The following is a 21,998-nucleotide window of genomic DNA, read 5'->3' on the forward strand; positions in this document are numbered from 1 at the left end:
GTTCGTTAGAAGCTGTAACAATAGTGAGCACTGCTCTCGGAAAAGTCAAGTGGGGTCACGCCGCGGTTTCGGTGCCTTGACGGTGCTGTCGCCGCTTGACACGATGCCGATCTGAAAAACGGCATATCGGACGGAGGCCCCTGGATGGGTTCGGCGATGTTCTCGATCCTCCTGCCGATCGCGCTGGCGCTGGTCATGTTCGGACTGGGGCTGACCCTGACCGTCGGCGACTTCACCCGGGTGCTGAAATACCCGAAGGCGGCCGTCGTCGCGCTGGTGTGCCAGATGATCGTGCTGCCCGCGCTCTGCGTCGGCCTCATCCTGCTGTTCGGCCTCGACGGGGCGCTCGCGGTCGGGATGATGCTGCTCGTCGCCTCACCCGGCGGGACGTCGGCGAACCTGGCGGAGTTCCTCGACGGCGGCACCTCGCTCGGGCTCCAGCCGTCGAAATTCGTGCAGGTGTTCGCGATCGTGCTGATCCCGGTCGTGCTCGGGATGGCGGTGCGGGGCCGGTTCACCGGCTGGGCCGAGCGGATGCGCAAACCGGTCAAGATCGGGTCCGCTGTGGTGCTCGTACTGGTGATCGCGGCCGCGATCGCGCAGGAATTCCGGACCCTGGTGGACAACATCGGGACGCTCGGGCCGGTGGCGCTGGCGCTTTCCGTGCTCAGCCTCGCGATCGGCTACTTCGTGCCGCGGCTGTTCCAGGTGGACCGCGGGCAGTCGATCGCGTCCGCGATGGAGATCGGCATCCACAATGCCACCCTCGCGATCGCCGTCGCGATCTCCGTACTGGGCGACAAGGCGATGGCCGTACCCGCCGGGATCTACGGCGTGCTCATGTTCTTCCCCGCCGGGATCGCGGCCTTCCTGTTGTCCCGCAAGCCGGAGCGCGCGCCCGTCTGAGCTACTTTGGGGGCGTGCGACGTCTTCCGATCGGCGACATCCTCGACGTGAACGGCGTCGCCGTCCATGTCCGGCAGGACGGAGCGGGCGCGCCGCTGGTGCTGCTGCACGGGTATTGCGGCTCGGTGCACTGGTTCGACCGGCTCACGCGTGACCTTTCTTCGGAGCATCACGTGATCCGGGTGGATCTGCTGGGGCATGGGTGCACCGGCGGTTCGTCCGGTCTAGACGCGGTGTCGCAGGCGCGCATGGTGGCGGACGTCCTCGACTCGCTGGGCGTCGAGGACGTCCTGGTGGCCGGTCATTCCTTCGGCGCGGACGTCGCCGTCGCGCTCGCCGGGATCTCGCCGCGCGTGCGCGGAATCGTCGTCATCGCTCAGGCGCCGGACTACAGCTACGCGTCCTTCCCGCCGGGAAGTTCGGTGCTGTTGCCGATGGCGAGCGCGGTGGTGCGGATGGTCGCTCGCCGGCGCTGGGGCCGGTTCGCGGCCAGGCTCCGGCGCGGGGTCCTGTTCGATGATCCCGCGCAGGATCTGGTCGATCACGCCGTCACGGCGCCCGCCATGGCCCGGGTCGTGCTCGTGGACCGGGCGCGCTTGCTGGCGGCACGGCCCTTGGACGCGCAGATCGCGGAACTCGGGTTGCCGTGTTTGGTCATTCTCGGGCGGCGGGATCGATTTTATGACTGTGAAAGGACTTCTGCCCGGTATTCGGCGGTGGGGGCGCTGGTGGAGATCGTGGAGGGTGCTGGACATTCTCCGTTTCTGGACCGGCCTGGTGAAGTGGCTCGGTTGCTGAGGGCTTTCTCGGCCTCCGGTACGGGATAGCCATTAGTCGACTAAATGCTCAGGGTGGTCGTGAGTGTTATTGAGGGGCAAGGCAAAGGCGCCTGGTACCCGAGTCGACCCGCGATGGCCGCGTCCTCATGGCCGTCGCCAAAAAATGGCGACGAAACCTGCGGCCGCGAACCAGGCCAGGATGCGACTCGCCCACACCAACCCTGACACTGAGCCACGTTTGCCTTACCTCTTCAAGAGAAGCCGTGGCCGACCAGGCGGATGACTCCGTCCCTTGAGGTTGATTTGGCTGGAAAGGCAGCTTGATGAACTGTTATTGAGAGATAAGGCAAATATGGAGTGCTCCGGCGCGGGTCCGGACTGGCTGACGGAAGCCGGCCTCGACCCCGGGTGTCCACAAGAGACACCTTCCGGACACAGGTGTCCAACTTGAGCAGTTTGCGTGGTTTCGGGACGGAGTCGTGAGTGATAAGTAGCGTTCTAACGCTCTTTATCACTCACGACCACCTTGACTCATGGCTCAGAGGAAGAACTGCGCGCAGGCGTCCCCGATGGCCCGGTCCAGCACCGCGAGTCCTTCCGACAGTTCCTCCTCCGTCGCCGTCAGCGGCGGCGCGATCCGGAAGACCCCGCCCATCCCCGGCAGCTGCACGATGTTCATGTGCAGCCCCAGCTCCAGGCAGCGTCGCGTCACCAGCGCGCCCAGCTCGTCCGAACTCCGCTTCGTCGCGCGGTCCACGACGAGTTCCACGCCGACCAGCAGTCCCCGGCCGCGGATGTCACCGACGACGGGATGGCGGACGGCGAGATCGTCGAGGCCGCGGCGGAGGAAGGCGCCCAGTTCGGTGGCGCGTTCGTCGAGGCGGTCGCGGGTGAGGACGTCGAGCACGGTGTTCCCGACGGCCGCCACCAGCGGGTCCGCGACGTGCGTGGTGAAGAACAGGTAGCCGCGGTCATGCGCCTCCTGCTCGATCTCCGCACTCGTGATCACGGCCGCCAGCGGGAGCCCGGCACCCAGCGTCTTGGACAGGGTCAGGATGTCGGGGACGACGCCGTCACGTTCGAAGGCGTACCAGTTTCCCGTGCGGCACAAGCCGGTCTGGGCTTCGTCGAGGATCAGCAGCATGCCGCGTTCGCGGCATTTTTCCCGCAGAGCGGCGAAATATCCGGGTGGCGGCTCGATGATCCCGCCCGAGCTGAGGATCGGCTCGACGACGCACGCCGCGAGACTGCCGACGGATTGGGCGTCGATCATCTCGAACCCGAAGTCCAGCTGGCGCCGCCAGTCGAGCCCGCCGTCACCGTCCACGAAGTCCGGACGGTAGGAATTCGGCGAGGGGATCGCGAAGTTGCCCGGTGCCGCCGGGCCGTAACCCTTGCGGCCCGCGCTGTAGGTCGCGCTCGCGGCCGCTTGCGTCATCCCGTGCCACGACCTGGCGAACGACACGATCTCGTGCTTGCCCGTCACCAGTTTCGCCATCCGGATCGCGGCCTCGTTCGATTCCGCCCCGGTGGTCAGCAGCAACGCTTTTTCCAGCGGTGAAGGCAAAGTCTCGGCGAGCCGCCGGGCGAGGTCGACGACGGGGCGGCTCAGCATCCCGCTGAAGAGATGGTCGAGTGAGCCGATCTGACGTCGCACGGTGGCGACGATCTCCGGATGCGAGTGACCGAGGATCGCGCTCATCTGCCCGGAGGTGAAGTCGAGGATCCGCCGTCCGGATTCGGTGAACAGATAGCTTCCGGCGGCGTGGTCGATGATCTCGCGGGTGAAGTCGCCTGCCCCCGCGTAGCGCACGAGGTGCCGGTCGGCGTCGGCCCAGAAACGGTCCGCGGTGGACAGGTCGGTGATCGGAGCAGCCATGTCCCGACGGTAAGACGCCGCCGAGCGACACGTCCAGCTCACAATTCCGGCTGTGCTGTTCGCCTGATCCGTACAACAATGGTCCCATGCTCAACCCCTGGAGGCTCAGCCTGCTGAGCAGGCTGGACACCCTCGGCACGGTCCGCGCGGTCGCGAAAGCGGCCAACCTGAGCGCGTCCAGCGTGTCCCAGCAGCTCGCGGTCCTCGAAGCCGAAACGCGGACGCAACTGCTGGAGCGCACCGGCCGCCGTGTCCGGCTGACCCCGGCCGGGCTGATGCTGGCCCGCCGCGCGAGGGCGATCCTCGACCACATGGAGACCGTCGAGGCCGAATTGCGCAGCCTCGGCGAAGCGCCGGCGGGCCTCGTCCGCGTCGGCGCCTTCCAGAGCGCGATCCACACGATCGCCGTCCCCGCCGTGACCCGGCTGGCCCGCTCGCATCCGCAGCTGGACATCGAACTGCTCGAACTCGAACCGCACGCGAGCCTGCCCGCGCTCCGGGTGGGCGACGTCGACGTCATCATCACCACCACGGATTTCGTCGAGCAGCCGCTGGGACCGGATGTCGACCTCGTGCCGCTCGCGGCCGATCCGATCGTGCTCGTGATCCCGCCCGGCCATCCGGCGGTGGGCCGGGGCCGCGCCGATCTCGCCGCCTACGCGAACGAACCCTGGGCGTTCGACGTCCCCGGGTCGTACATGGCGAACCTCGCGACCAGGCTCTGCCGCGAGGCCGGATTCGAGCCGCGTGTGGTGTGCCGGTTCAGCAACTACATGATGACCCTGCAGCACGTCGAGGCCGGGCTCGCCATCGCACTGCTGCCCGGCCTCGCCGTCGACAAGCGCTACCGCGTCGCGACTCGCGAACTCGCGACGCCGGTCACCCGCTCCATCACCGCGGCGATCCGGCGCGGCTCCGCGCCTCGCGCCGCTGTCGACCTGGTTCTCGAGGCGATCCGGAGCCATCCGGAACTGCCGCTGTGAACCCGTTCCGCCGGGCCAGGAGCACCACGGCCAGCGTCGGCACCAGCAGCGCCAGGACACTCCAGGGGAACACCCCGGCGCCGAAGCCGGCGAGGAGGACACCACCGGCGATCCCGCCGCCCGCCATGGCGGCGTTCCACAGGGTGACGAGCATGGCCTGCGCGATGTCGGCCGCACCGCCTTTGTCGCCCGCCTGCGCGGCGGCGGTCTGCAGCAGTGTCGGGATGCCGCCCCAGCCGAGCCCCCACAACGTCGCCGTGAGGTAGACCAGCGCCGGGTTTTCGCCCAGTAGAGCCAAAATGGTCGCGCCGAGGGCGACGAGGAGGGTGCTCGCGACGGTCAGGAAGCGCAGCCGCCGGTCGATGAAGAGGCCGACGATCCAGATGCTGACCATCGACGCGAGCCCGAACACCAGGAGGATCCGGTCGACGGCGCCGCCCATCGCGACGTGTTCGAGGAAGGTGGCGATGTAGGTGTAGAGGATGTTGTGCGCCAGCACGAAGGTCAGCGTGACGACCAGGACCGCGGCCACGCCGGGCACGGCGAGGGTCCGGCGTACGGGAAGCCTGCCGCCCTTGTCCTGCCCCGGGAAATCGGGGACGGCCAGGGCGATCCAGCCGAGCAGGCCGAGTGCGATCGCCGACATGATCGAGAACGTCACCTGCCAGCCGAAGGCGCCGCCCAGGAACGTTCCGGCGGGGATGCCGAGCGAGAGGGCGAGCGGGATACCGGTCATCACGACGGCGATCGCCTTGCCCCGCACCGGTTCCGGCGCCAGCCGCCGCGCGTAACCGGTCAGCAGGGCCCATACGATGCCCGCGGCGACTCCGGCGACGAAACGCGCGCCGAGGGTCAGCGGGTAGTTCGTGGACAGCGCCGTGACAGTGTTGGCGACGGCGAAACCGGCCACCCCGGTCAGCAGCAGGCGTTTGCGGCGCCAGCCCGAAGTGGCGGCGGACAAGGGGATCGCGGTGAGCGCGGTGCCGATCGCGTACACCGTCACGAGCTGTCCGGTCGCCGCTTCGCCGACACCGAGTCCGGCGCTCATCGCGGGCAGCACCCCTGCGGGCAGGGCTTCGGTGAGAACGGTGACGAACGCCGCCGTGGTCAGCGCGAGGAGCGCGCCGAGTGGGAGTTTCGGAGTCATGGTCCGTATGCTCGAACCATCACATAGGTGTCAAGGTCAAGCCTGCCGGGGTGAGGTGGCGCACATGCGGATCGGGGAGCTGTCGGAGCGCACGGGGACGTCGCGCCGACTCCTGCGCTATTACGAAGAACAGGGGCTCATCGTCTCGGAGCGGCAGGCCAACGGCTACCGCGACTACGACGAGTCGTCGGTCGACAGGGTCATCCAGGTCCGCGGCCTGCTCGACGCCGGACTGCCGACCCGGATCATCAAACAGATCCTGCCCTGCCTGGACAAGCCCCGGCAGATCTACTTCCCGGACGCGACGCCGGAGATGCTGGAAACCCTGGAGAGCGAACGGGATCGGATGACCCGGCGCGCCGAATGCCTGCTGCGCAACCGGGACGCGATCACCGAGTACCTCGACGCCGTCCGCGCCTACGTCTCGTGAGTGGTAATGACGGTTAGAGCGGACCGGTATCTACCTGCCTACGCCTGATCTGCGTGAGGTGGTGGTTTCGCGGCTGTGGGGCTTGACGATGTGGGAATCGGGACGTTGAGTGTCCGGATTCCCACATCGTCGCGCGGATCGTGCCCGTCGTGCCCGAATTCCTCGTCAACGAGACCGAGCGTGGAGGATTCAGGACGTTCACCGTCCCAAATCCTCCACACACGACCTCAGCCGGATCGGCTGTGACCCCGCGCCATCACGAAAGGCGGCGGTGGCGGGTGGGGCACGAGACGGAGCCCGTTTCTTGACGCCCGGTCGTTGATCGTTATGCTCGGCTGAAACGGTCAAACGAACAGGCAGGGCGATGCGAGAGCTGGGTGGCGACCGGCGCCGGAGGATTCTGGCGGCCGTCGAGGCGCGCGGGGAGGCGCGGGTGACCGACCTCGCCGCCGAACTGGAGGTCTCCGTCGTCACGGTGCGCCGTGACGTCGAAGGCCTCGCACGCGAGGGCAGGCTCCGGCGCGGGCACGGCGTGGCGAAGGCCCTCGTGCCGCATGTCGTGGCGCAGGCGGAGCACGAGGTCGGCGGTGGCACGGTCGCGCTCGTGGTTCCGGAGCGGCACGCCTACCTGAACGAGGCCGTGCACGGCGCGCGGTCCGCGCTGGAAGAAGCCGGGATGCGGGTGGTCCTGCACATCGCGCCCCGGATCGAAGGCAGCGCCGAGCATTCGATCGTCGAACGGGTGCTCGCGGACGACGTGCGCGGCCTGCTGATCGCGCCCCGCTGGCGCACCGCCGAAGCGGAAGAGGCGGATTACGGCTGGATCGCGGACATGCCGGTGCCCACCGTGGTGATGGAGCGGCGCCCGCGCCCGGGCAGCGTCCTGCACGCGACGGATTCCGTCTGCACCGACCACTGGTACGGCGTCCACCTCGCGGTCGATCACCTCGTTTCACTGGGGCACAAGCGGATCGTGCTCGCCGCCAGGGACGACAGCCCGACCGCGCGCGCCCTGCGGGCCGCGTTCGCCGAAATCGCGGGCAGGCCGGAGATCGAAGAGAGCGCCGTGATCCTCAGCGCTCCGGACGCGGGCCCCGATCACTCGGCTCCGCCGCAGGACGAGGGCGAACTCGCGGAACTCGTCGGCGAGCGCGGGTTCACCGGGGCGGTCCTGCACGGCGACGTCGACGCGTTGATGCTCGTCGAGCGGCTGGCCGAAGCCGGGCTTCACGTGCCGCGGGACTATTCGGTGGTGGCCTACGACGACGTCGTCGCGGCGCTCGGCAGCACTCCGCTCACCGCCGTCGCGCCGCCGAAGGCCGAGGTCGGACGGGTGGCCGCCGAGCAGCTGCTCCGCAGGCTCGCCGGTGACGGTCCGCCTCAGCGCGTCCAGCTGATGCCGGAACTGAAGATCAGGGGCTCGACGAAGTCGATCTGATCGTTTGACCGTGTTAAGCGAAACTATTGACCGTAAAACGCTCAGCTGATCAGAATGCGATATCCGAATCGCAGGAGGCATCGATGCCTGGTCGACCGAGCCGACGGTCCGTTCTCGCCGCGACTTTCGCTCTCCCCCTCGGAGCGGCCCTCGGTGCCTGCACCTCGAAGGCGCCGCCCAAGGCGGCTTCGGGAGGAGGGCCGGTCAAGATCGTCTTCTGGTCCGCGCTGCGGGGAAGCCAGCAGGTCGTCGACGCGTTCAACAAGGCGCAGAACCGCATCCAGGTCGTCTTCCAGCAGATCCCGTCGGCCGATTTCGGCGGCTACGCGAAGCTGAGCAACGCCGCCCGCGCGGGCAACTCGCCCGATATCGCCACCATCGAATACCCGCAGGTGCCCGGCTTCGCGATCGACGGCGTGGCAAGGGACATCACCGATCTCGTCAGTGACTCCCTGCGGGCGAAACTGCTGCCGCAGGCGCTGGGGCTGACCACCTTCGCGGGCCGGGTGTTCACCGTTCCGCTCGACGTCGAACCGATGGTTCTGCACTACCGCAAGGACTTGTTCGACAAGTTCGGCTTCGCGGTGCCGCGGACTTGGGACGATTACGCGGATCTGGGCCGCAAGGTCCGCGAGAAGCTGCCCGCTTCGAGGGTGGGTGTGTTCCCCACGGACGGCGCGACGCAGTTCGCCGCGTTCTCCTGGCAGGCCGGCGCCCAGTGGTTCGACACCCGCGAGGGCGCGTGGAACGTCTCGATCGCCGACGCCCCGACCCGTAAGGTCGCCGACTGCTGGCAGCGCCTGATCGACGACCAACTCGTATTCGTGAACGCCGCCTCCGGCAGACAGTACGACGCCCAGCTCGCCCAGAACCTGGTGCTCACCAAGCTCAGTGGCGCCTGGGACGCGGGCGCCCAGATGAAGGCGCGGCCAGGCCAAAAAGGACGGTGGGCGATCGCGCCGATGCCGCAATGGGATCCGGCGAACCCGGCCGTCGGCACGCACGGCGGGTCCACCTTCGCCATCACCAAGGACAGCGAGCATCCCGAAGCCGCGATGGAATTCATCGAATGGCAGGTCTCGCATCCCGACGCCCTGCGCGCCCGGCTCTCCAGCGGGGCCAGCAGCCAGTACCCGGTCGCGTCCGCGCTCGTCGACGTCGGCAGGCAGGCGTTCGACAGGTCGTATTACGGCGGCCAGGACATCTACACGCTCTTCTCCGAGGAAGCAGGCAAGATCCGCGACGGCTGGACCTGGGGACCGCGGATGACCGCGACCAACCGGGTCATGCAGGACGGTTTCGCGAAGGCGGGCGGCGGCGACGGGACGATCCTCGACGCCGTCCGCGACGCGCACAACGGCACGATGCCGGATCTCAAGGCACTCGGCCTGGCCACCACCGAACACAGTTCCTGAACCGCCGGAAGAGAAAGGTGGTGCCCCCTCGATGACCGCGACCCTGTCCCCACCCGTCGCGCGGCCGCCCGCGGAGAACACGCCACGCGTGAAATCACGCCGCCGCGAGCATTTCGCCGCCGGTGTGCTGATGACCCCGTTCTTCGCACTGCTCGTGACGGTCTTCCTGATCCCCGTCGGCACCGCCGTCTGGCTGAGTTTCTTCGGCGACGACCAGCCAGGGCTCGGGTTCGGCCCGGAAGCCACGGTGTTCGCCGGGTTCCGCAGTTACGCCGCCGTCCTGTCCGATCCGACGTTCCTCGGTGGACTCGGCGTCGTCGTCCTGTACTGCCTGCTCTACATCCCGCTGCTGGTCGTCGGCTCGCTCGTGCTGGCGCTGCTGCTGGATTCCGGCGCGGCCAGGCTGCGCGCGTCGGCACAGCTCGCGTTGTTCATGCCGCACGCCATCCCCGGCATCATCGCCGCGCTGATCTGGATCTACCTCTACACACCGGGCCTCAGCCCGGTGTTGGACCTGCTCGGCAAGGCCGACATCGAGGTGAACTTCCTCGGTGTGCACGGTGTCGTCCCGTCGATCGTGAACATCGCGCTGTGGAGCAACCTCGGCTACAACATGGTGGTCTTCTACGCCGCGCTGCAGGCGATCCCGCGCGAGGTGATCGAGGCCGCCGTGGTAGACGGCGCCGGCCCGGTCCGGACGGCCGTGCGCATCAAGGCGCCGCTCATCCGGTCGTCGGTGGTCATGGTCGTGCTGTTCTCGCTGATCTGGGCACTGCAGCTGTTCACCGAACCGATGCTGCTCAGCCAGTCGACGCCGATGGTCGGCGCCCGTTTCTCGCCGAGCATGTACATCTACGACGCCGCCTTCACCCGCAACAACTACGGGCTGGCCGCGGCGGCGTCGGTGATCCTCCTGGCCTGCACGATCGCGCTGTCCTACGGCGTGACGCGCTGGTCCAACCGCGACCGGGGAGAGAACGACCGATGACCGCTCCCGCCTTGAGGCCCCGGCTGCTGGGCCGGTCGGCCGTCAACCTCGTCGTCGGTGTCTCGGTGCTGTACACCGTGCTGCCGATGTTGTGGCTGATCCTCGCCGCGTCGAAGGACCGCGACGCGCTCTTCGGCAGTGATCTCTTCTCCGCCAAGGGATTCTCGTTCCTCAAGAACGTGGGCGACCTGTTCTCGATGGACGGCGGGATCTACGGCCGCTGGTATCTCAACAGCCTGCTCTACGCCGTCGTCGGCGCCGCGATCAGTTCGCTGGTCAGCATCGCCTGTGGGTACGCCTTCGACAAGTACCGCTTCCGGCACAAGGAAAAGCTCTTCGGGCTGGTGCTGGCCGCGGTGATGGTGCCGCAGACGGTGCTCGCGCTGCCGCTGTACCTGATGGCCTCGGGAACGGGCCTGGTCAACACCTTCTGGGCGGTGTTCATCCCGGTGCTGTTCAACCCGTTCGGCGTCTACCTCGGCCGGATCTTCAGCCAGGGCTACGTTCCCGGCGAGGTGCTGGAAGCCGCGCGGATCGACGGCGCGAGCGAGCTGAAGATGTACCGGAAGGTCGCCCTGCGCATGCTGGCACCGGGAGTGGTCACCATCTTCCTCTTCCAGCTCACCGCGATCTGGAACAACTTCTTCCTGCCGATGGTCATGCTGTCGGACCAGAAACTGTACCCGGTCAGCCTCGGTCTCTATTCGTGGAACAGCTCCGCGTCGGTCTCGCCTGAGTACTATCCGGTGGTGATCATGGGGTCGCTGCTCGCCGTCATCCCGCTGGTGCTCGCTTTCGCGCTGCTGCAACGGTTCTGGCGGTCCGGGCTCACCGCGGGGGCGGTCAAGTGACCGTTCGTGCCGCACTGGCGATGAGCAAGGAGGCCGCCGCCGCCGTGCTCACCCCCGGACCCCTGGCCGAACTGGGCCGGGTCTGTGACCTCGTCGCGGATCCGGTGCTCGACGACTTCACCACTCCCGAAGCGCTCGACGTGCTGAGGGACGTCGAGCTGCTGGTCACCGGCTGGGGCTGCGCGCCGCTCGACGCCGCCGCGCTGGCGGCCGCACCCCGGCTGCGCGCGATCGTCCACACCGCCGGTTCCGTGCACGGGCACGTCACCGGCGAGTGCTGGGACCGGGGGATCGAGGTGGCGTCCGCCGCGTCGGCCAACGCGCTTCCCGTGGCCGAGTACACGGTGTCGATGATCCTGCTGACCGGCAAGCGCGTCTTCGAAAGCGCTCGCGACTACCGGAAGACCCGAGATCGGGAGGACTGGCTCTCGACCCCGTCCGACGTCGGCAATTTCGGCCGTACGGTGGGAATCCTGTCCGCATCGCTGATCGGGCGCCGGGTGATCGAGCTGCTGCGGCCGTTCGATCTCCGGGTCCTGCTGCACGATCCCTACGTCACCGACGCGGACGTGGGGGAACTCGGCGTGGAGCGGGTGGGGCTCGGCGAGTTGTTCGCCCGCGGCGACGTCGTCAGCGTGCACACCCCGCTGCTGCCCGAAACCCGCGGCCTGGTCAGCCGCGAGCTGCTCACCTCGATGCGCCCCGACGCCGTCCTGATCAACACCGCGCGCGGCGCGGTCGTCGATCAGGACGCGCTCGCCGACGTCACCGCCGACGGCCGGATCAGGGCCGTGCTCGACGTCACCGAACCCGAGGTGCTGCCCCGCGACCATCCTTTGTGGACTATCGAGACCGTGCTGATCACCCCGCATCTGGCCGGATCACAGGGCAACGAATGGCGGCGGCTGGCCGACCTCGCCGTCGCCGAGGTCACGCGCTGGGTCTCGGGCGAGGGATTCGCGCATCCGGTCAAGCGCGAGAGGCTGGGAAGGATCGCATGAAGCTCCCCGCTGAGGACAGGGAACTGAGCCCGCACACCGGGTACACGCGGCGGCATTGGGAGGCGGTCGCGGACGGCCTGCTCGGCGCGGCCTGGCGCTGGGCGAGCCCGGGTGGCGCGTTCCTCGATCTGCCGGGGAGGCCGTCGGTCAGCGGCGTCCGCTCCGACGGGCTGGAGGGCTACGCGCGCACCTTCCTCGCCGCCGCGTTCCGGGTGGCGGGCGCCAAGGGCGACGATCCGCACGGCTGGCTCGGCCGTTACGCCGAAGGGATCACCGCCGGTACCCGGGACCCCGGCCGCGAGGACGCCGAATCGTGGCCGCTCATCCTGGACCACGACGTCCAGGGCCAGCCGATGGTGGAATCCGCGTCCGTCGCGCTGAGCCTGCGCTTGACCAGGGAATGGCTGTGGGACCGGCTCGACACCGCGGTGCAGGACCGGGTCGAGGACTGGCTCCGGGGAGCGCTGCGGCATGTGCCCGCGCCGAACAACTGGTACCTCTTTTCGTCGACCGTGGCGGGATTCCTGGAGGCGGTCGGCCGCGGCGACGCCGAAACCGCCCGTGCCCGCGAGCGGGCGCTTGGCCTGCTGGAAACCTGGTATCGCGGCGACGGGTGGTACGCCGACGGCGACGGCCGCGCCTTCGACCTGTACAACGGCTGGGCCCTGCATCTGTACCCGGTGCTCGACGGCTATCTGACGGGGGAGCCGTCCGTCCACGGGCGAAGGCTGCGCGAGCATCTGGCGGGCTTCCGCCTGTTCTTCGGCGGTGACGGGGCCCCTGTCTACTTCGGACGCTCGTTGACCTACCGGTTCGCCGCGGCGTCGGCGATCGGCCTCGGGGCGCTCACCGGGAACACCCCGCTCGATCCCGGGATCTCCCGTCGCCTGATGAGCGGGACGCTGAGGTACTTCCTCGACCGCGGTTCGGTGGGCGAAGACGGACTGCTGAGCCTCGGCTGGCACGGACCGCATGACGCGTCGTTGCAGCACTACTCGGGACCGGCTTCCCCTTATTGGGCCTCGAAGGCGTTCGTCTGCCTGCTGGCGTCGCCGGACGATCCATTGTGGACTGACGTCGAGGGAACGGCGCCGAGTGAAGGCCCGGACACGGTGCTGGCCATCCCGTCCGCCGGATTACTCGTGCAGACGACGGGGGCCGACGGCGTCGTCCGGTTGCACAACCACGGCAGCGACCACGTCCGCCCGCACGAACCGGACTCCGCCAAAGGCGAGGATCCGCTGTACGCGCGGCACGCCTACTCGACCCGGACGGGCCCGACGGCGGCGGGCAATGTCCGGGACAACCATTTCGCCGTCGTCGTCGGTGGCGTGCGGAGTGCCCGCCGCCGGATCCAGCCGATCGGTGCCGGGAACGGCGACGGCTGGGGGTGGGCGGCGTCGTGGCACAACCCGGTGTTCGCGTCCGGGCCGCCGATGGTGCCGGGCCTGCGGGTCGAGAGCGTGACGGTCGCGCGGGGCCGGTACGAACTGCGGGTGCACCGTGTGCTCGGCGCACCGCCCGGCGCCAGGGTCGAACTCACCGGCTGGGCCACCGGTCCGGGGGAGTCGGTCTTGCGACCGCTGCTCGGCTGGACCGGGCAGGACGAACTCCGCGCGCCCCAGGGCACGGCGTTCACCCGGTGGGCCGTCGTCCCGCGGCTGACCGCGGACGCCGAAGGCACCGCGATCTTCGCCGCCCTCGCTTCTCTTTCCGCCGAACCGCAGGAGGACGTCGAGGTCACCGCGGGTCCTTCCGGGCTCGAAGCCCGGTGGTCCGACGCCCTTGTCACCCGCGTCACCTTCGACCCGATCGAGGTGACCGGCGCCTGACTCCCGCGTTCAGTCCTCTGGATGCGGTACATGCACGTGCAACTACCGCATCCAGAGGACTGACTGCGGAAGTGCGTGTCATGTGGGGAAAGTCCCCATCGTCTTCCGGCTACTTGACACCATGAGAAAGCGCTTTCAAGATTGATCCCACCTCGCGAAGGAGGGCCCTGGGGTCCTGAGTCCCGGTAGTGAGAAAGCGCTTTCAAAGGAGAACGGATGACCACGCGGAAACTCGGCGTCGTGATGAACGGCGTCACCGGGCGGATGGGCTACCGGCAGCACCTGGTGCGCTCGGTCCTGGCGATCAGGGAGGCGGGCGGGGTCGAACTGTCCGACGGGTCACGGGTCCAGCTGGAGCCGGTCCTGGTGGGGCGCAACGCGGACAAGCTCGAAGAGATCGCCACCCGGCACGGGCTGTCCCGCTGGACCACCGACCTCGACGCGGCGCTCGGCGACGACGACCTCCCGCTCTACTTCGACGCGCAGCTGACCGCCGTGCGCGAGAAGTCGATCGTCCGCGCCATCGACGCGGGCAAGCACATCTACACCGAGAAGCCGGTCGCGGAGTCGGTCGAGGGCGCGCTGGCCCTGGCGCGGCACGCGGAGGCGGCCGGGGTCAAGAACGGCGTCGTGCACGACAAGCTGTACCTCCCCGGCCTGCTCAAGCTGAAGCGGCTGATGGACAGCGGCTTCTTCGGCCAGGTGCTCTCCGTGCGCGGCGAGTTCGGGTACTGGGTCTTCGAGGGCGACTGGCAGAGCGCGCAGCGTCCGAGCTGGAACTACCGTGCCGAGGACGGCGGCGGCATCGTCGTCGACATGTTCTGCCACTGGAACTATGTGCTGGAGAACCTCTTCGGGGCCGTCAACGCCGTGACCGCGAAGGCCGTCATCCACATCCCGGAGCGCGTCGACGAGAAGGGCGAGCGGTACGCGGCCACGGCCGACGACGCCGCGTACGCGATCTTCGAGCTGGAGGGCGGGGTCATCGCCCAACTCAACTCGTCCTGGTGCGTGCGGGTGCACCGCGACGAACTGGTGGAGTTCCAGGTCGACGGCACCCGCGGCAGCGCGGTCGCGGGCCTGCACAAATGCGTCATCCAGCCGAGGGAGGCCACACCGAAGCCGGTGTGGAACCCGGATCTGGCCGAGACCCGGTCCTACCGCGCGCAGTGGCAGGAGGTGCCGGACAACGAGGAGTTCGGCAACGGGTTCCGCGCGCAGTGGGAGCAGTTCATCCGGCATGTCGTGGAGGACACGCCGCATCCCTACGACTTCATGGCAGGCGTCCGCGGCATCCGGCTCGCGGAAGCGGGCCTCGAGTCGTCGCGGGAGAACCGCCGGATCTCGATCACCCAGGAAACGGTCTAGCGGCCGAACACGGCTCCCGGGTCTTCGGCGATCAGCACCGAGATCTCCCGGATCTTCCGGTTCGTGTGCTGCGATGCCTCGGTGAGCCAGCGGAACGCCTCGTCGGCGTTCAGTTCCAGACGCGCCATCACGATGCCCTTCGCGGTGGCGATGGTGTCCCTGGTCTCCAGTGCGGCGACCAGGGTCTCCGCCTGCTTCTCGGCGGCGGCCCAGCGGGACGCGGTCAGGATGATCACCGAGATCGCCGAGGTGAACATCGCGATCAGCGCCGACTCGACAGGGTCGAACGCGTTCTCGGTGTAGCTCCAGATGTTGAGCGCGCCCGAAAGCGGCTCGGTGTCGCGCCGCTTGAAGCCGTGCCCCTCGTCGGGGACGAACAGCGGGCAGGACAGGCTGGTCCGGACGCCGAGCTGCTCGGCGGCGGCCGCGAAATCCGGCCAGCGCCCGGCCGCCGTCTCCAGCCGGGTCCGGACGATGGTCCCGCTGCTCGCCGCGGTCAGGCAAGGGCCCTCGTCCGCGCTGTACTGGGCCTTGTCCAGGGGAAGCAGCGACTCGTCGGTGGCGGCGACGGTGCTCGGATCGTTGTCCTCGTAAAGCGTGACGGTGGCCGCGTCCGCCTGGGGCAGCAGGCCGATCACCTTCTTCGCCACCCGCGCCAAGAGCTCGTCGCGGGACTCGTCGAGCCGGATCGACTCGGTGAGCTCCCGCAACGCCGACGTGGTGTCGCGGAACTGATCCATCATGTCCCTTTCCCAGGGCCGGCCCGTTTGCGCCGACCACCCGAACGTACTCGGTCCCGCTCCCCGGGCGTTGGACGATTCGGGCTAACCCTCGTCCGGTGGACGCCCGGCATGGCGAAGGGCTCACAAGACGGGCGTTGCTGAAGTGCGGAATCCGTGCTTCACTCCTTGCGTGCCATACCGACGTACCCCGAAAACGCAGGCCAGGCTGGACTCGCAGCGAGGCGAGATCCTGGCCGCCGCCATCGCGTTGCTGGCGGAAACCGGCTACGCGGGCTGCTCCATGGCCGCGGTCGCCGCGCGGGCGGGGGTGGGCACCGGCAGCGTGTACCGGCAGTTCCCGTCCAAGGCCGAGCTGGTCGTCGAGGTCTTCCGCGAAGTCGTCTCCCGGGAGGTCGCCGCCGTCGAAGCGGCCGCGTCCCACGGCGACGTCCGGGAGCGGGTGGTCGCGGTGATCGAGACCTTCGCGGGCCGGGCGTTGAAGGCGCCGCGGCTGGCGTACGCGTTGCTGGCCGAACCGGTCGACGCCGTGGTGGAGGCCGAACGGCTGGTCTTCCGCCGTGCGTTCCGCGACGTCTTCGCCAGGACGATCGCCGACGGCGTCACCAGGGGACTGCTGCCCTCGCAGGACGCGGAAGCGACCGCCGCGGCACTGGTCGGCGCGGGCGCCGAAATGCTGGTCGGCCCCCTGGCCGGGGACGGCGGCCCGGACACGATCCCGCACCTGGTCACGTTCACCCTTCGCGCGCTGGGAGGCTCCGATGGCCTTTGAGACGCTGACCTACCGCGTCCAGGACCGGAAGGCCTACCTGACGTTGAACCGCCCCGAGCGGCTCAACGCGATCAACGACGTCATGCCCGGCGAGATCCGGCAGGCCGTGGAGCTGGCGAACGAGGACGACGCGGCCCGGGTGATCGTCGTGCGGGGCGAAGGCCGGTCGTTCTGCGCGGGTTACGACCTCAAGCAGTTCGCCGAGCAGGACGCCGAAGGCCGCTGGAACCAGGGCCCGGTCTGGGATCCGGTCAAGGACTACCGGGTGATGAAGCGCAACACCGACGACTTCTTCAGCCTGTGGCGGTCGCTGAAACCCACGATCTGCCAGGTCCAGGGGCACGCGATCGCCGGGGGCAGTGACATCGCGCTCTCCTGCGACGTGCTGATCATGGCGTCCGACGCGCGTATCGGCTACCCGCCCGCCCGGGTCTGGGGCTGCCCGACGACCGCGATGTGGGTCTACCGCGTCGGGGCCCAGCGAGCGAAACGGATGCTGCTCACCGGCGACACCATCGACGGCACCACGGCGGCGGAATGGGGACTCGCGCTCGACGCGGTGGAACCCGAACGACTGGAAGCCGCCGTCGAGGAACTGGCCGACCGGATGGCCGGCGTGCCGACGAATCAGCTGGTGATGCAGAAGCTGATGATCAACCAGGCCTACGACAACATGGGCCTGTCCGGCACCCAGACCCTCGCGACGCTGTTCGACGGCATCACCCGACATACCCCGGAAGGCCGCTGGTTCCGCGAGTTCGCCGAACGCGACGGTTTTCACGAGGCGGTGGCCTACCGGGATTCCGGCCAGGTCATCCCGGACGGCGGCGGACCGCTGCCGGAGAACACCGATTCGAGGAGGTCGTCATGACCGCGAACACCGGCTCGGCCGACGAGCGGGAGCGGGTCGCCGAGCGCCTGCAACGGTCCTCGGCGCGGTTCTCCTACGATCCCGACGTCGATGTCGACTGGCTGGCACCACTGGTCGACGGCGCGTACGGAAAGGCGCCGGAACGCTGTTCCCTGTACGGCACCGCATTGTGGGACCGGCTCGACGAAGGGCAGCGCGGCGAACTGAGCCGTCAGGAGGCCGCGGCCGCGGCGGCGTCGGGTATCTGGTTCGAGCTGATCCTGATGCAGGGCCTGGTACGCCACGTGTACAACAGCGACCCGACGACGCGCAACGCGCAGTACGCGCTCACCGAGATCGCCGACGAATGCCGTCACAGCACCATGTTCGCCCGCTCGATCGCGAAGACGGGCGGCGTCGTCCGGCGCCCCAGCCGTTCGGCGCACCGGGCGGGCAAGGTGTTCGGCGCCCTCTGCGGACCGGCGTTGCTGTTCGCCGGAGCCATCTACGTCGAAGAACTCGCCGACGGCATGCAGCGCGAGATGATGCGTGACCCCAGCCTGCAGCCGATGATCCGGATGATCTCGCGGATCCACGTCCTGGAAGAGGCACGTCACATCAGCTTCGCCAAGGACGAACTGGGCAGGGCCTGGGCAAGGCACGGCCGAGTCGGCCGCGAACTCCTCCGCTGGGCGATCGCCGCCATGGCCTTCGTCGCGACGTCGGAGTTGTTGCACCCCAAGGCATACACCTCCGTCGGACTCGACCCGCGCGAAGCCCGCCAGGCCGCCTCCGCGAACCCGCACTGGCGCCGGACCAAGGCGGCATGGGCGGCCAAGGCCGTCGACCACTTCACCGAAATCGGCCTCATCGGCGGCCCGAGCCGAAGGCTGTGGCGCCGCGCCGGCGTCCTCGGCTGAACTTGACCAGGAAAGGCAGATCCATGTCCTCACGCACCAGCCAGGTCCTCGGCCTCGGTATCGCCGCGACCGGCCTCGCCCACTTCGCCGCCCCGGCGGCCTTCGAGCCCGTGACGCGGATGGCGTTCGCCACCGACACCCGGAACTGGACCTATCGCAACGGCGCCACCGAACTCGCCATCGGCCTCGCGATCGCGGCGGGCCCGACCCGGAAGGCCGGGGTGGCGGGACTGGCCGTCTACGCCGGATGGCTGGCCAAGCGGGTTCTCGCCCGGCGCTGACCCCAGCTAACGGGTTCGGTTCTGGTCGATCTGCTCACGAAGGATGTCGCCGTGCCCCGCGTGCCGGGCGAATTCCTCGATCATGGCGAGCAAGGTCCAGCGCAGGCTGACCGTTCCCTCACCGGGAAAGGTCTTGGTGTCGTCGAGGTCGAACCGGCCGGCGATCTCCCGTGATCGCTTGCTCGCCCGTTCGAACTCGGCGATCACGTCCGCCAGGGTCTCGTCGTCCGTGACGGTGAAGGTGCCCTCGTCCCGCTTCGAGTAACCGTCGCAGTCGGCTTCGTCGAGCCCCGCCCAGAATCGCTGGAACCAGATGCGCTCAGCCGCCGCGGCGTGCTTGAGCAACGAGATCGGCGTCGTCAACGACGGTACGAGCCGTCGGCGCGCGTCGGCTTCGGACAAGCCGCGCGCGGTCTCGATCAGGGCTTCGCGGTTGCGATCGAGCGTGTTCTCGATGACCACTCGCTCGACGCCATCGGTGATTCTGGTGGTACGCATGGGTTCACTCCATTCTCGGGCAGGGATGAGGACCAGGCCGACAAGCCGGGGGAGGGAAGTGGCCGGACAGAACATCACGGCCGAAGTCGAACCAGGTCAGGAGCGGAACGGTCACTGACGCCTGGTGACGATATGCGGCAGCCTACACCGGCGCCGCCGGCCGGTCATCTACGTGGATGTCGTGAGTGGTAAGTGTCGTTCTAACGACACTTGCCACTCACGACCAGGCTGTCTCCCCTCCGGCTTCTTCTCGGTCCCTGCTGGGCGAACGTGATTCCTGTCGTCAGGTGCCGCAGGGGAAGGTGCGCGTTGGGCCTTCACGCTGACGCTGTCACCGTCGATTTCGCCCTCGACTGTCACGCGGTGAAGAATTATCGCCATCGAATACTCGACCGGGGCCGCGATCGAATCGGTTCTCACCTCGGTGCTCGCTGACGCCGCCACGACCGCCCCTGGTCAACTGTCACAGCCGACAGGGGCCCGTCTGCGTCATCTGACCCGTCCTGGTCAGACACCCGCTCGTTGAGGCCGGTGGCTCTTGGGCAACAGGACCTCGCCCGTGGTGGGGCGCCGCTGCCCGGATCGTCATCCACTGTGGACAGTGGCGGGCGCGTCTCCATGAGCCACTTGCTCTGGTTCGAGTACACCATCGTCAGATCGGCGTCCGCTTTCCTTGAGTGGACTGCCGTGCGCATGGCCGCGGGCGAGCAAACCTCCGGATTCCGGCGATTCGGTATCCGACGCTCAGGAATGAGTAGTCCTACCTACCTGATTTTGGGGAGATCTGCTTGAACCATCGTTTTCGCTGTTCACGGGTGGTCTGACAGGTTGAGCGGATACGCATCGCTGTCGTATGGTGACCAGTGGTTACCGACGGCGGGGAGGCGTTCGTGACGGGTTATCGGGTGGTGGTCGGCAAGATCCGCGGCGCGAGTCAGGCCGCCGGACGGGTCGTCGAGGGCCTGCGCGGAGCCGGCTGCCCGGCCGCCGTGCCGACGGGCGATCTTGGCATGCCGGGGTCGCGGGCCGCGTTGGCGATGGCTCGGGTCAAGCATGTGCTGGTGTCCCGGCAGGCGGGTTTCGAAGCCCGGCTCGATACCCATGCCGGGAATATGGCGAAGGCCGCGGACTTGTATTCGGCTCAGGACGCGACCGCGGCGGCGGACATCACGGTGCCCGTGCCGGGGCCGGTGAAGGCCGGCTGATGGTCACGTGGGGGGAAGCGAAGCGGTGGAATCCGGCCGTGTTGCAGGAGGCGGTCGGAGCGATCAACGCCGGTTACAACAAGCTGGTGGCGTGTTCGGATGATCTGCGCGACATCACTACGCCTGAGGGCTGGCATGGTGAAGCGGCCGGCGCGGCGGCCGTCGAAGTGAATCAGATCATCGACGGCCTGGAGGAGTACGCCGCGGACATCGCGGCGTTGCGCCGCGCGGCGGGCGATACTGGGGACGCGATCACCGGTGTGCGGAACGGGGTACGGGAAGCCGAGACGATCGCCTCGGGTAACCACTTCACGATCGCGGCCGATGGTGCGGTCATCGACAACGGGATGCCGGAAGTGCCGCCGGAGCAAGAACAGCTGGTCGCGGAGGAACGCGCCCGGCTCGCCGAGGAGCTGAAAGACCGGGTCGAGCAAGTCTTACGGCAAGCCACCGACATCGACGACGATTTGTGCGCGGTACTGGGGCGGATCGAGGCCGGGAATGTCATCGACGCCACGGGGAACGACAACGAGAACACAAGTCTGGCCGCGGCCGGTAACTCGGGGGCGGTGAACGGTGCCTTGTCGGTGCTGACTCCTCCGCCGGTGGGTGCGGATCCGTCGATGAACGCCGCGTGGTGGGCCGCCTTGTCCGAATCACAGCGCAAGCAGCTGATCGCGCAGCACCCGGACTGGGTCGGTAACCGGGACGGGGTGAAAGCCGTGGACCGAAGCAGCGCGAACTTGAACCTGCTTGAGCAGCAGAAACGGGGCTTCACCGCGGAGCTGGAGCGGCTGCGTCGGGAGGATGGCGACTCGGATGAGATCGCACGCCTCGAGGAGCGGGTGAAGGCGATCGACTCGATCACCGGAATGATGCACGATCCGGATGGCAGCCTCAACCCGAATCGGCAGCTGATGTCGCTGGATTTGACCGGCGACCATCCGAAAGCGGCGATCGCGAACGGCGATGTCGACACCGCGCAGCATGTCGCGGTGTTCACTCCGGGTATGAACTCCACGGTCGACGGGAACATGCGCGGCTACGTTGATGACCTGGATGGTGTCGCGCGCAGTGCTGAGCGGATGCTCGCCACCCAGGGCGGCGGTTCGGTGGCCACGATTACTTGGATCGGCTATGAGCCGTCCACGCTCGATGATCCAGCGTCGTTGGTGGGGCTGGCGACCGCGGAGAACGTGGACGTCGGTGGGGACAAGCTCGCGAAGTTCGATCAGGGCATCAACGCTTCGCGCCCGACCGATCCGCATCTGACCGCGTTGGGGCATTCGCAAGGGTCGATTGTGACCGGGATCAGTCTCACCCACGCCGGCACCGGGGTGGATGACGCGGTGGTGTTCGGCAGTCCGGGTGTGGCGAACCATTTCGGGACCGACAACACCGCCCACGATTTGAAGGTGCCTGACGGGCACGCCTACAACATCACGGCCGAGGGTGACGCGGTCGCCCGGTATGTGCCGGAGACGTGGCGGTATGGCCGGGCACCGTATGCGATGGAGGGGATGAATCAGCTGTCGGCTGATGCCGAGGTAGGCGCCGATGGTGCGCCGTTGGCCGCGTCGTATGGGCACAGCGAGTACACGAAGACGATGCCCGGTGAGGTTGATTCGACCAGCAAGCACAATATCGCCGCTGTCGTTGCGGGTATGCCGCAGCTGACTGTCGCCGCACGCTAGGAAGACGTGTTTCTCATGCCG

At 68.3% G+C, this 21,998-nt stretch carries 21 protein-coding genes; 17 read left to right on the forward strand and 4 right to left on the reverse strand.

What is annotated here, in order from left to right; genetic code table 11:
- The first annotated feature begins 144 nt into the window (after window positions 1-144).
- Window positions 145-906: a bile acid:sodium symporter family protein gene (locus SD37_RS08335; protein ID WP_044852554.1), complete on the forward strand. Its 762-nt coding sequence runs from the start codon at window positions 145-147 to the stop codon at window positions 904-906.
- Between the two features lie 14 nt (window positions 907-920).
- The gene (locus tag SD37_RS08340) at window positions 921-1,733 is read left to right on the forward strand and encodes an alpha/beta fold hydrolase (RefSeq protein WP_044852555.1); all 813 of its coding nucleotides are present in this window, start codon (window positions 921-923) and stop codon (window positions 1,731-1,733) included.
- A gap of 490 nt (window positions 1,734-2,223) precedes the next feature.
- Here SD37_RS08340 and SD37_RS08345 read toward each other — a convergent pair whose 3' ends face one another.
- Window positions 2,224-3,564 (reverse strand): aspartate aminotransferase family protein, encoded by a 1,341-nt coding sequence (locus tag SD37_RS08345; protein WP_044852556.1) that lies wholly within the window; start codon window positions 3,562-3,564, stop codon window positions 2,224-2,226.
- 86 nt (window positions 3,565-3,650) lie between these two features.
- Here SD37_RS08345 and SD37_RS08350 point away from each other — a divergent pair, with 86 nt between their 5' ends.
- Window positions 3,651-4,547, forward strand: coding sequence for a LysR family transcriptional regulator (locus SD37_RS08350; protein ID WP_044852557.1), 897 nt, complete (start codon window positions 3,651-3,653; stop codon window positions 4,545-4,547).
- On the opposite strand, the gene SD37_RS08355 is transcribed toward SD37_RS08350, so the two are convergent.
- A complete protein-coding gene (locus SD37_RS08355) occupies window positions 4,456-5,694 on the reverse strand; it encodes an MFS transporter (RefSeq protein ID WP_044852558.1) in 1,239 nt (412 codons plus the stop codon). The genes SD37_RS08350 and SD37_RS08355 overlap by 92 nt on opposite strands.
- 64 nt (window positions 5,695-5,758) lie before the next feature.
- Between SD37_RS08355 and SD37_RS08360 the strand changes: the two genes are divergently transcribed.
- From SD37_RS08360 to SD37_RS08395, 8 genes are all read left to right on the forward strand, one after another.
- Window positions 5,759-6,124, forward strand: coding sequence for a MerR family transcriptional regulator (locus tag SD37_RS08360; RefSeq protein WP_037304549.1), 366 nt, complete (start codon window positions 5,759-5,761; stop codon window positions 6,122-6,124).
- Window positions 6,125-6,488: 364 nt separating this feature from the next.
- Window positions 6,489-7,562, forward strand: a complete 1,074-nt coding sequence (locus SD37_RS08365) for a substrate-binding domain-containing protein (protein ID WP_044852559.1) — start codon at window positions 6,489-6,491, stop codon at window positions 7,560-7,562.
- An 83-nt stretch (window positions 7,563-7,645) separates the two neighbouring features.
- Window positions 7,646-8,977, forward strand: coding sequence for an ABC transporter substrate-binding protein (locus SD37_RS08370; protein ID WP_044852560.1), 1,332 nt, complete (start codon window positions 7,646-7,648; stop codon window positions 8,975-8,977).
- Between the two features lie 31 nt (window positions 8,978-9,008).
- Window positions 9,009-9,965, forward strand: a complete 957-nt coding sequence (locus tag SD37_RS08375) for a carbohydrate ABC transporter permease (protein WP_044852561.1) — start codon at window positions 9,009-9,011, stop codon at window positions 9,963-9,965.
- Window positions 9,962-10,816 (forward strand): carbohydrate ABC transporter permease, encoded by an 855-nt coding sequence (locus SD37_RS08380; protein WP_044852562.1) that lies wholly within the window; start codon window positions 9,962-9,964, stop codon window positions 10,814-10,816. The genes SD37_RS08375 and SD37_RS08380 overlap by 4 nt, the downstream gene beginning before the upstream one ends.
- Window positions 10,813-11,817 (forward strand): hydroxyacid dehydrogenase, encoded by a 1,005-nt coding sequence (locus SD37_RS08385; RefSeq protein ID WP_236725295.1) that lies wholly within the window; start codon window positions 10,813-10,815, stop codon window positions 11,815-11,817. Before SD37_RS08380 ends, SD37_RS08385 begins: the two co-directional genes overlap by 4 nt.
- Window positions 11,814-13,649 (forward strand): DUF2264 domain-containing protein, encoded by a 1,836-nt coding sequence (locus tag SD37_RS08390; protein WP_044852564.1) that lies wholly within the window; start codon window positions 11,814-11,816, stop codon window positions 13,647-13,649. Before SD37_RS08385 ends, SD37_RS08390 begins: the two co-directional genes overlap by 4 nt.
- Window positions 13,650-13,865: 216 nt before the next feature.
- Window positions 13,866-15,017: a Gfo/Idh/MocA family protein gene (locus tag SD37_RS08395; RefSeq protein ID WP_044852565.1), complete on the forward strand. Its 1,152-nt coding sequence runs from the start codon at window positions 13,866-13,868 to the stop codon at window positions 15,015-15,017.
- Here the strand turns inward: SD37_RS08395 and SD37_RS08400 are convergent.
- On the reverse strand, window positions 15,014-15,760 hold the full coding sequence (locus tag SD37_RS08400) for a GAF and ANTAR domain-containing protein (RefSeq protein ID WP_236725296.1): 747 nt from the start codon (window positions 15,758-15,760) through the stop codon (window positions 15,014-15,016). The genes SD37_RS08395 and SD37_RS08400 overlap by 4 nt on opposite strands.
- Window positions 15,761-15,929: 169 nt before the next feature.
- Between SD37_RS08400 and SD37_RS08405 the strand changes: the two genes are divergently transcribed.
- Genes SD37_RS08405 through SD37_RS08420 form a run of 4 tightly spaced genes read left to right on the forward strand, consistent with a single transcriptional unit; the run spans window position 15,930 to window position 18,580 of the window.
- The gene (locus SD37_RS08405) at window positions 15,930-16,529 is read left to right on the forward strand and encodes a TetR/AcrR family transcriptional regulator (RefSeq protein ID WP_044852566.1); all 600 of its coding nucleotides are present in this window, start codon (window positions 15,930-15,932) and stop codon (window positions 16,527-16,529) included.
- Entirely contained in the window at window positions 16,519-17,400 is an 882-nt protein-coding gene (locus tag SD37_RS08410) for a crotonase/enoyl-CoA hydratase family protein (RefSeq protein ID WP_044852567.1), read from the forward strand. Before SD37_RS08405 ends, SD37_RS08410 begins: the two co-directional genes overlap by 11 nt.
- Entirely contained in the window at window positions 17,397-18,299 is a 903-nt protein-coding gene (locus tag SD37_RS08415) for an AurF N-oxygenase family protein (RefSeq protein ID WP_044852568.1), read from the forward strand. The genes SD37_RS08410 and SD37_RS08415 overlap by 4 nt, the downstream gene beginning before the upstream one ends.
- A gap of 23 nt (window positions 18,300-18,322) precedes the next feature.
- Window positions 18,323-18,580 (forward strand): hypothetical protein, encoded by a 258-nt coding sequence (locus SD37_RS08420; RefSeq protein WP_044852569.1) that lies wholly within the window; start codon window positions 18,323-18,325, stop codon window positions 18,578-18,580.
- 6 nt (window positions 18,581-18,586) lie between these two features.
- Here SD37_RS08420 and SD37_RS08425 read toward each other — a convergent pair whose 3' ends face one another.
- Window positions 18,587-19,078: a DinB family protein gene (locus tag SD37_RS08425; RefSeq protein ID WP_044852570.1), complete on the reverse strand. Its 492-nt coding sequence runs from the start codon at window positions 19,076-19,078 to the stop codon at window positions 18,587-18,589.
- 890 nt (window positions 19,079-19,968) lie between these two features.
- Here SD37_RS08425 and SD37_RS08430 point away from each other — a divergent pair.
- On the forward strand, window positions 19,969-20,283 hold the full coding sequence (locus tag SD37_RS08430) for a hypothetical protein (protein WP_044852826.1): 315 nt from the start codon (window positions 19,969-19,971) through the stop codon (window positions 20,281-20,283).
- A 38-nt stretch (window positions 20,284-20,321) separates the two neighbouring features.
- Window positions 20,322-21,977 carry an alpha/beta hydrolase gene (locus tag SD37_RS08435; protein ID WP_167369615.1) on the forward strand — a complete coding sequence of 552 codons (1,656 nt, stop codon included), beginning with the start codon at window positions 20,322-20,324 and terminating at the stop codon, window positions 21,975-21,977.
- The last annotated feature ends 21 nt before the right edge of the window (window positions 21,978-21,998 follow it).

Origin of the sequence: Amycolatopsis orientalis (genome assembly GCF_000943515.2) — a bacterium.
In the GTDB taxonomy this organism is placed as follows: Bacteria; Actinomycetota; Actinomycetes; order Mycobacteriales; family Pseudonocardiaceae; genus Amycolatopsis; species Amycolatopsis orientalis.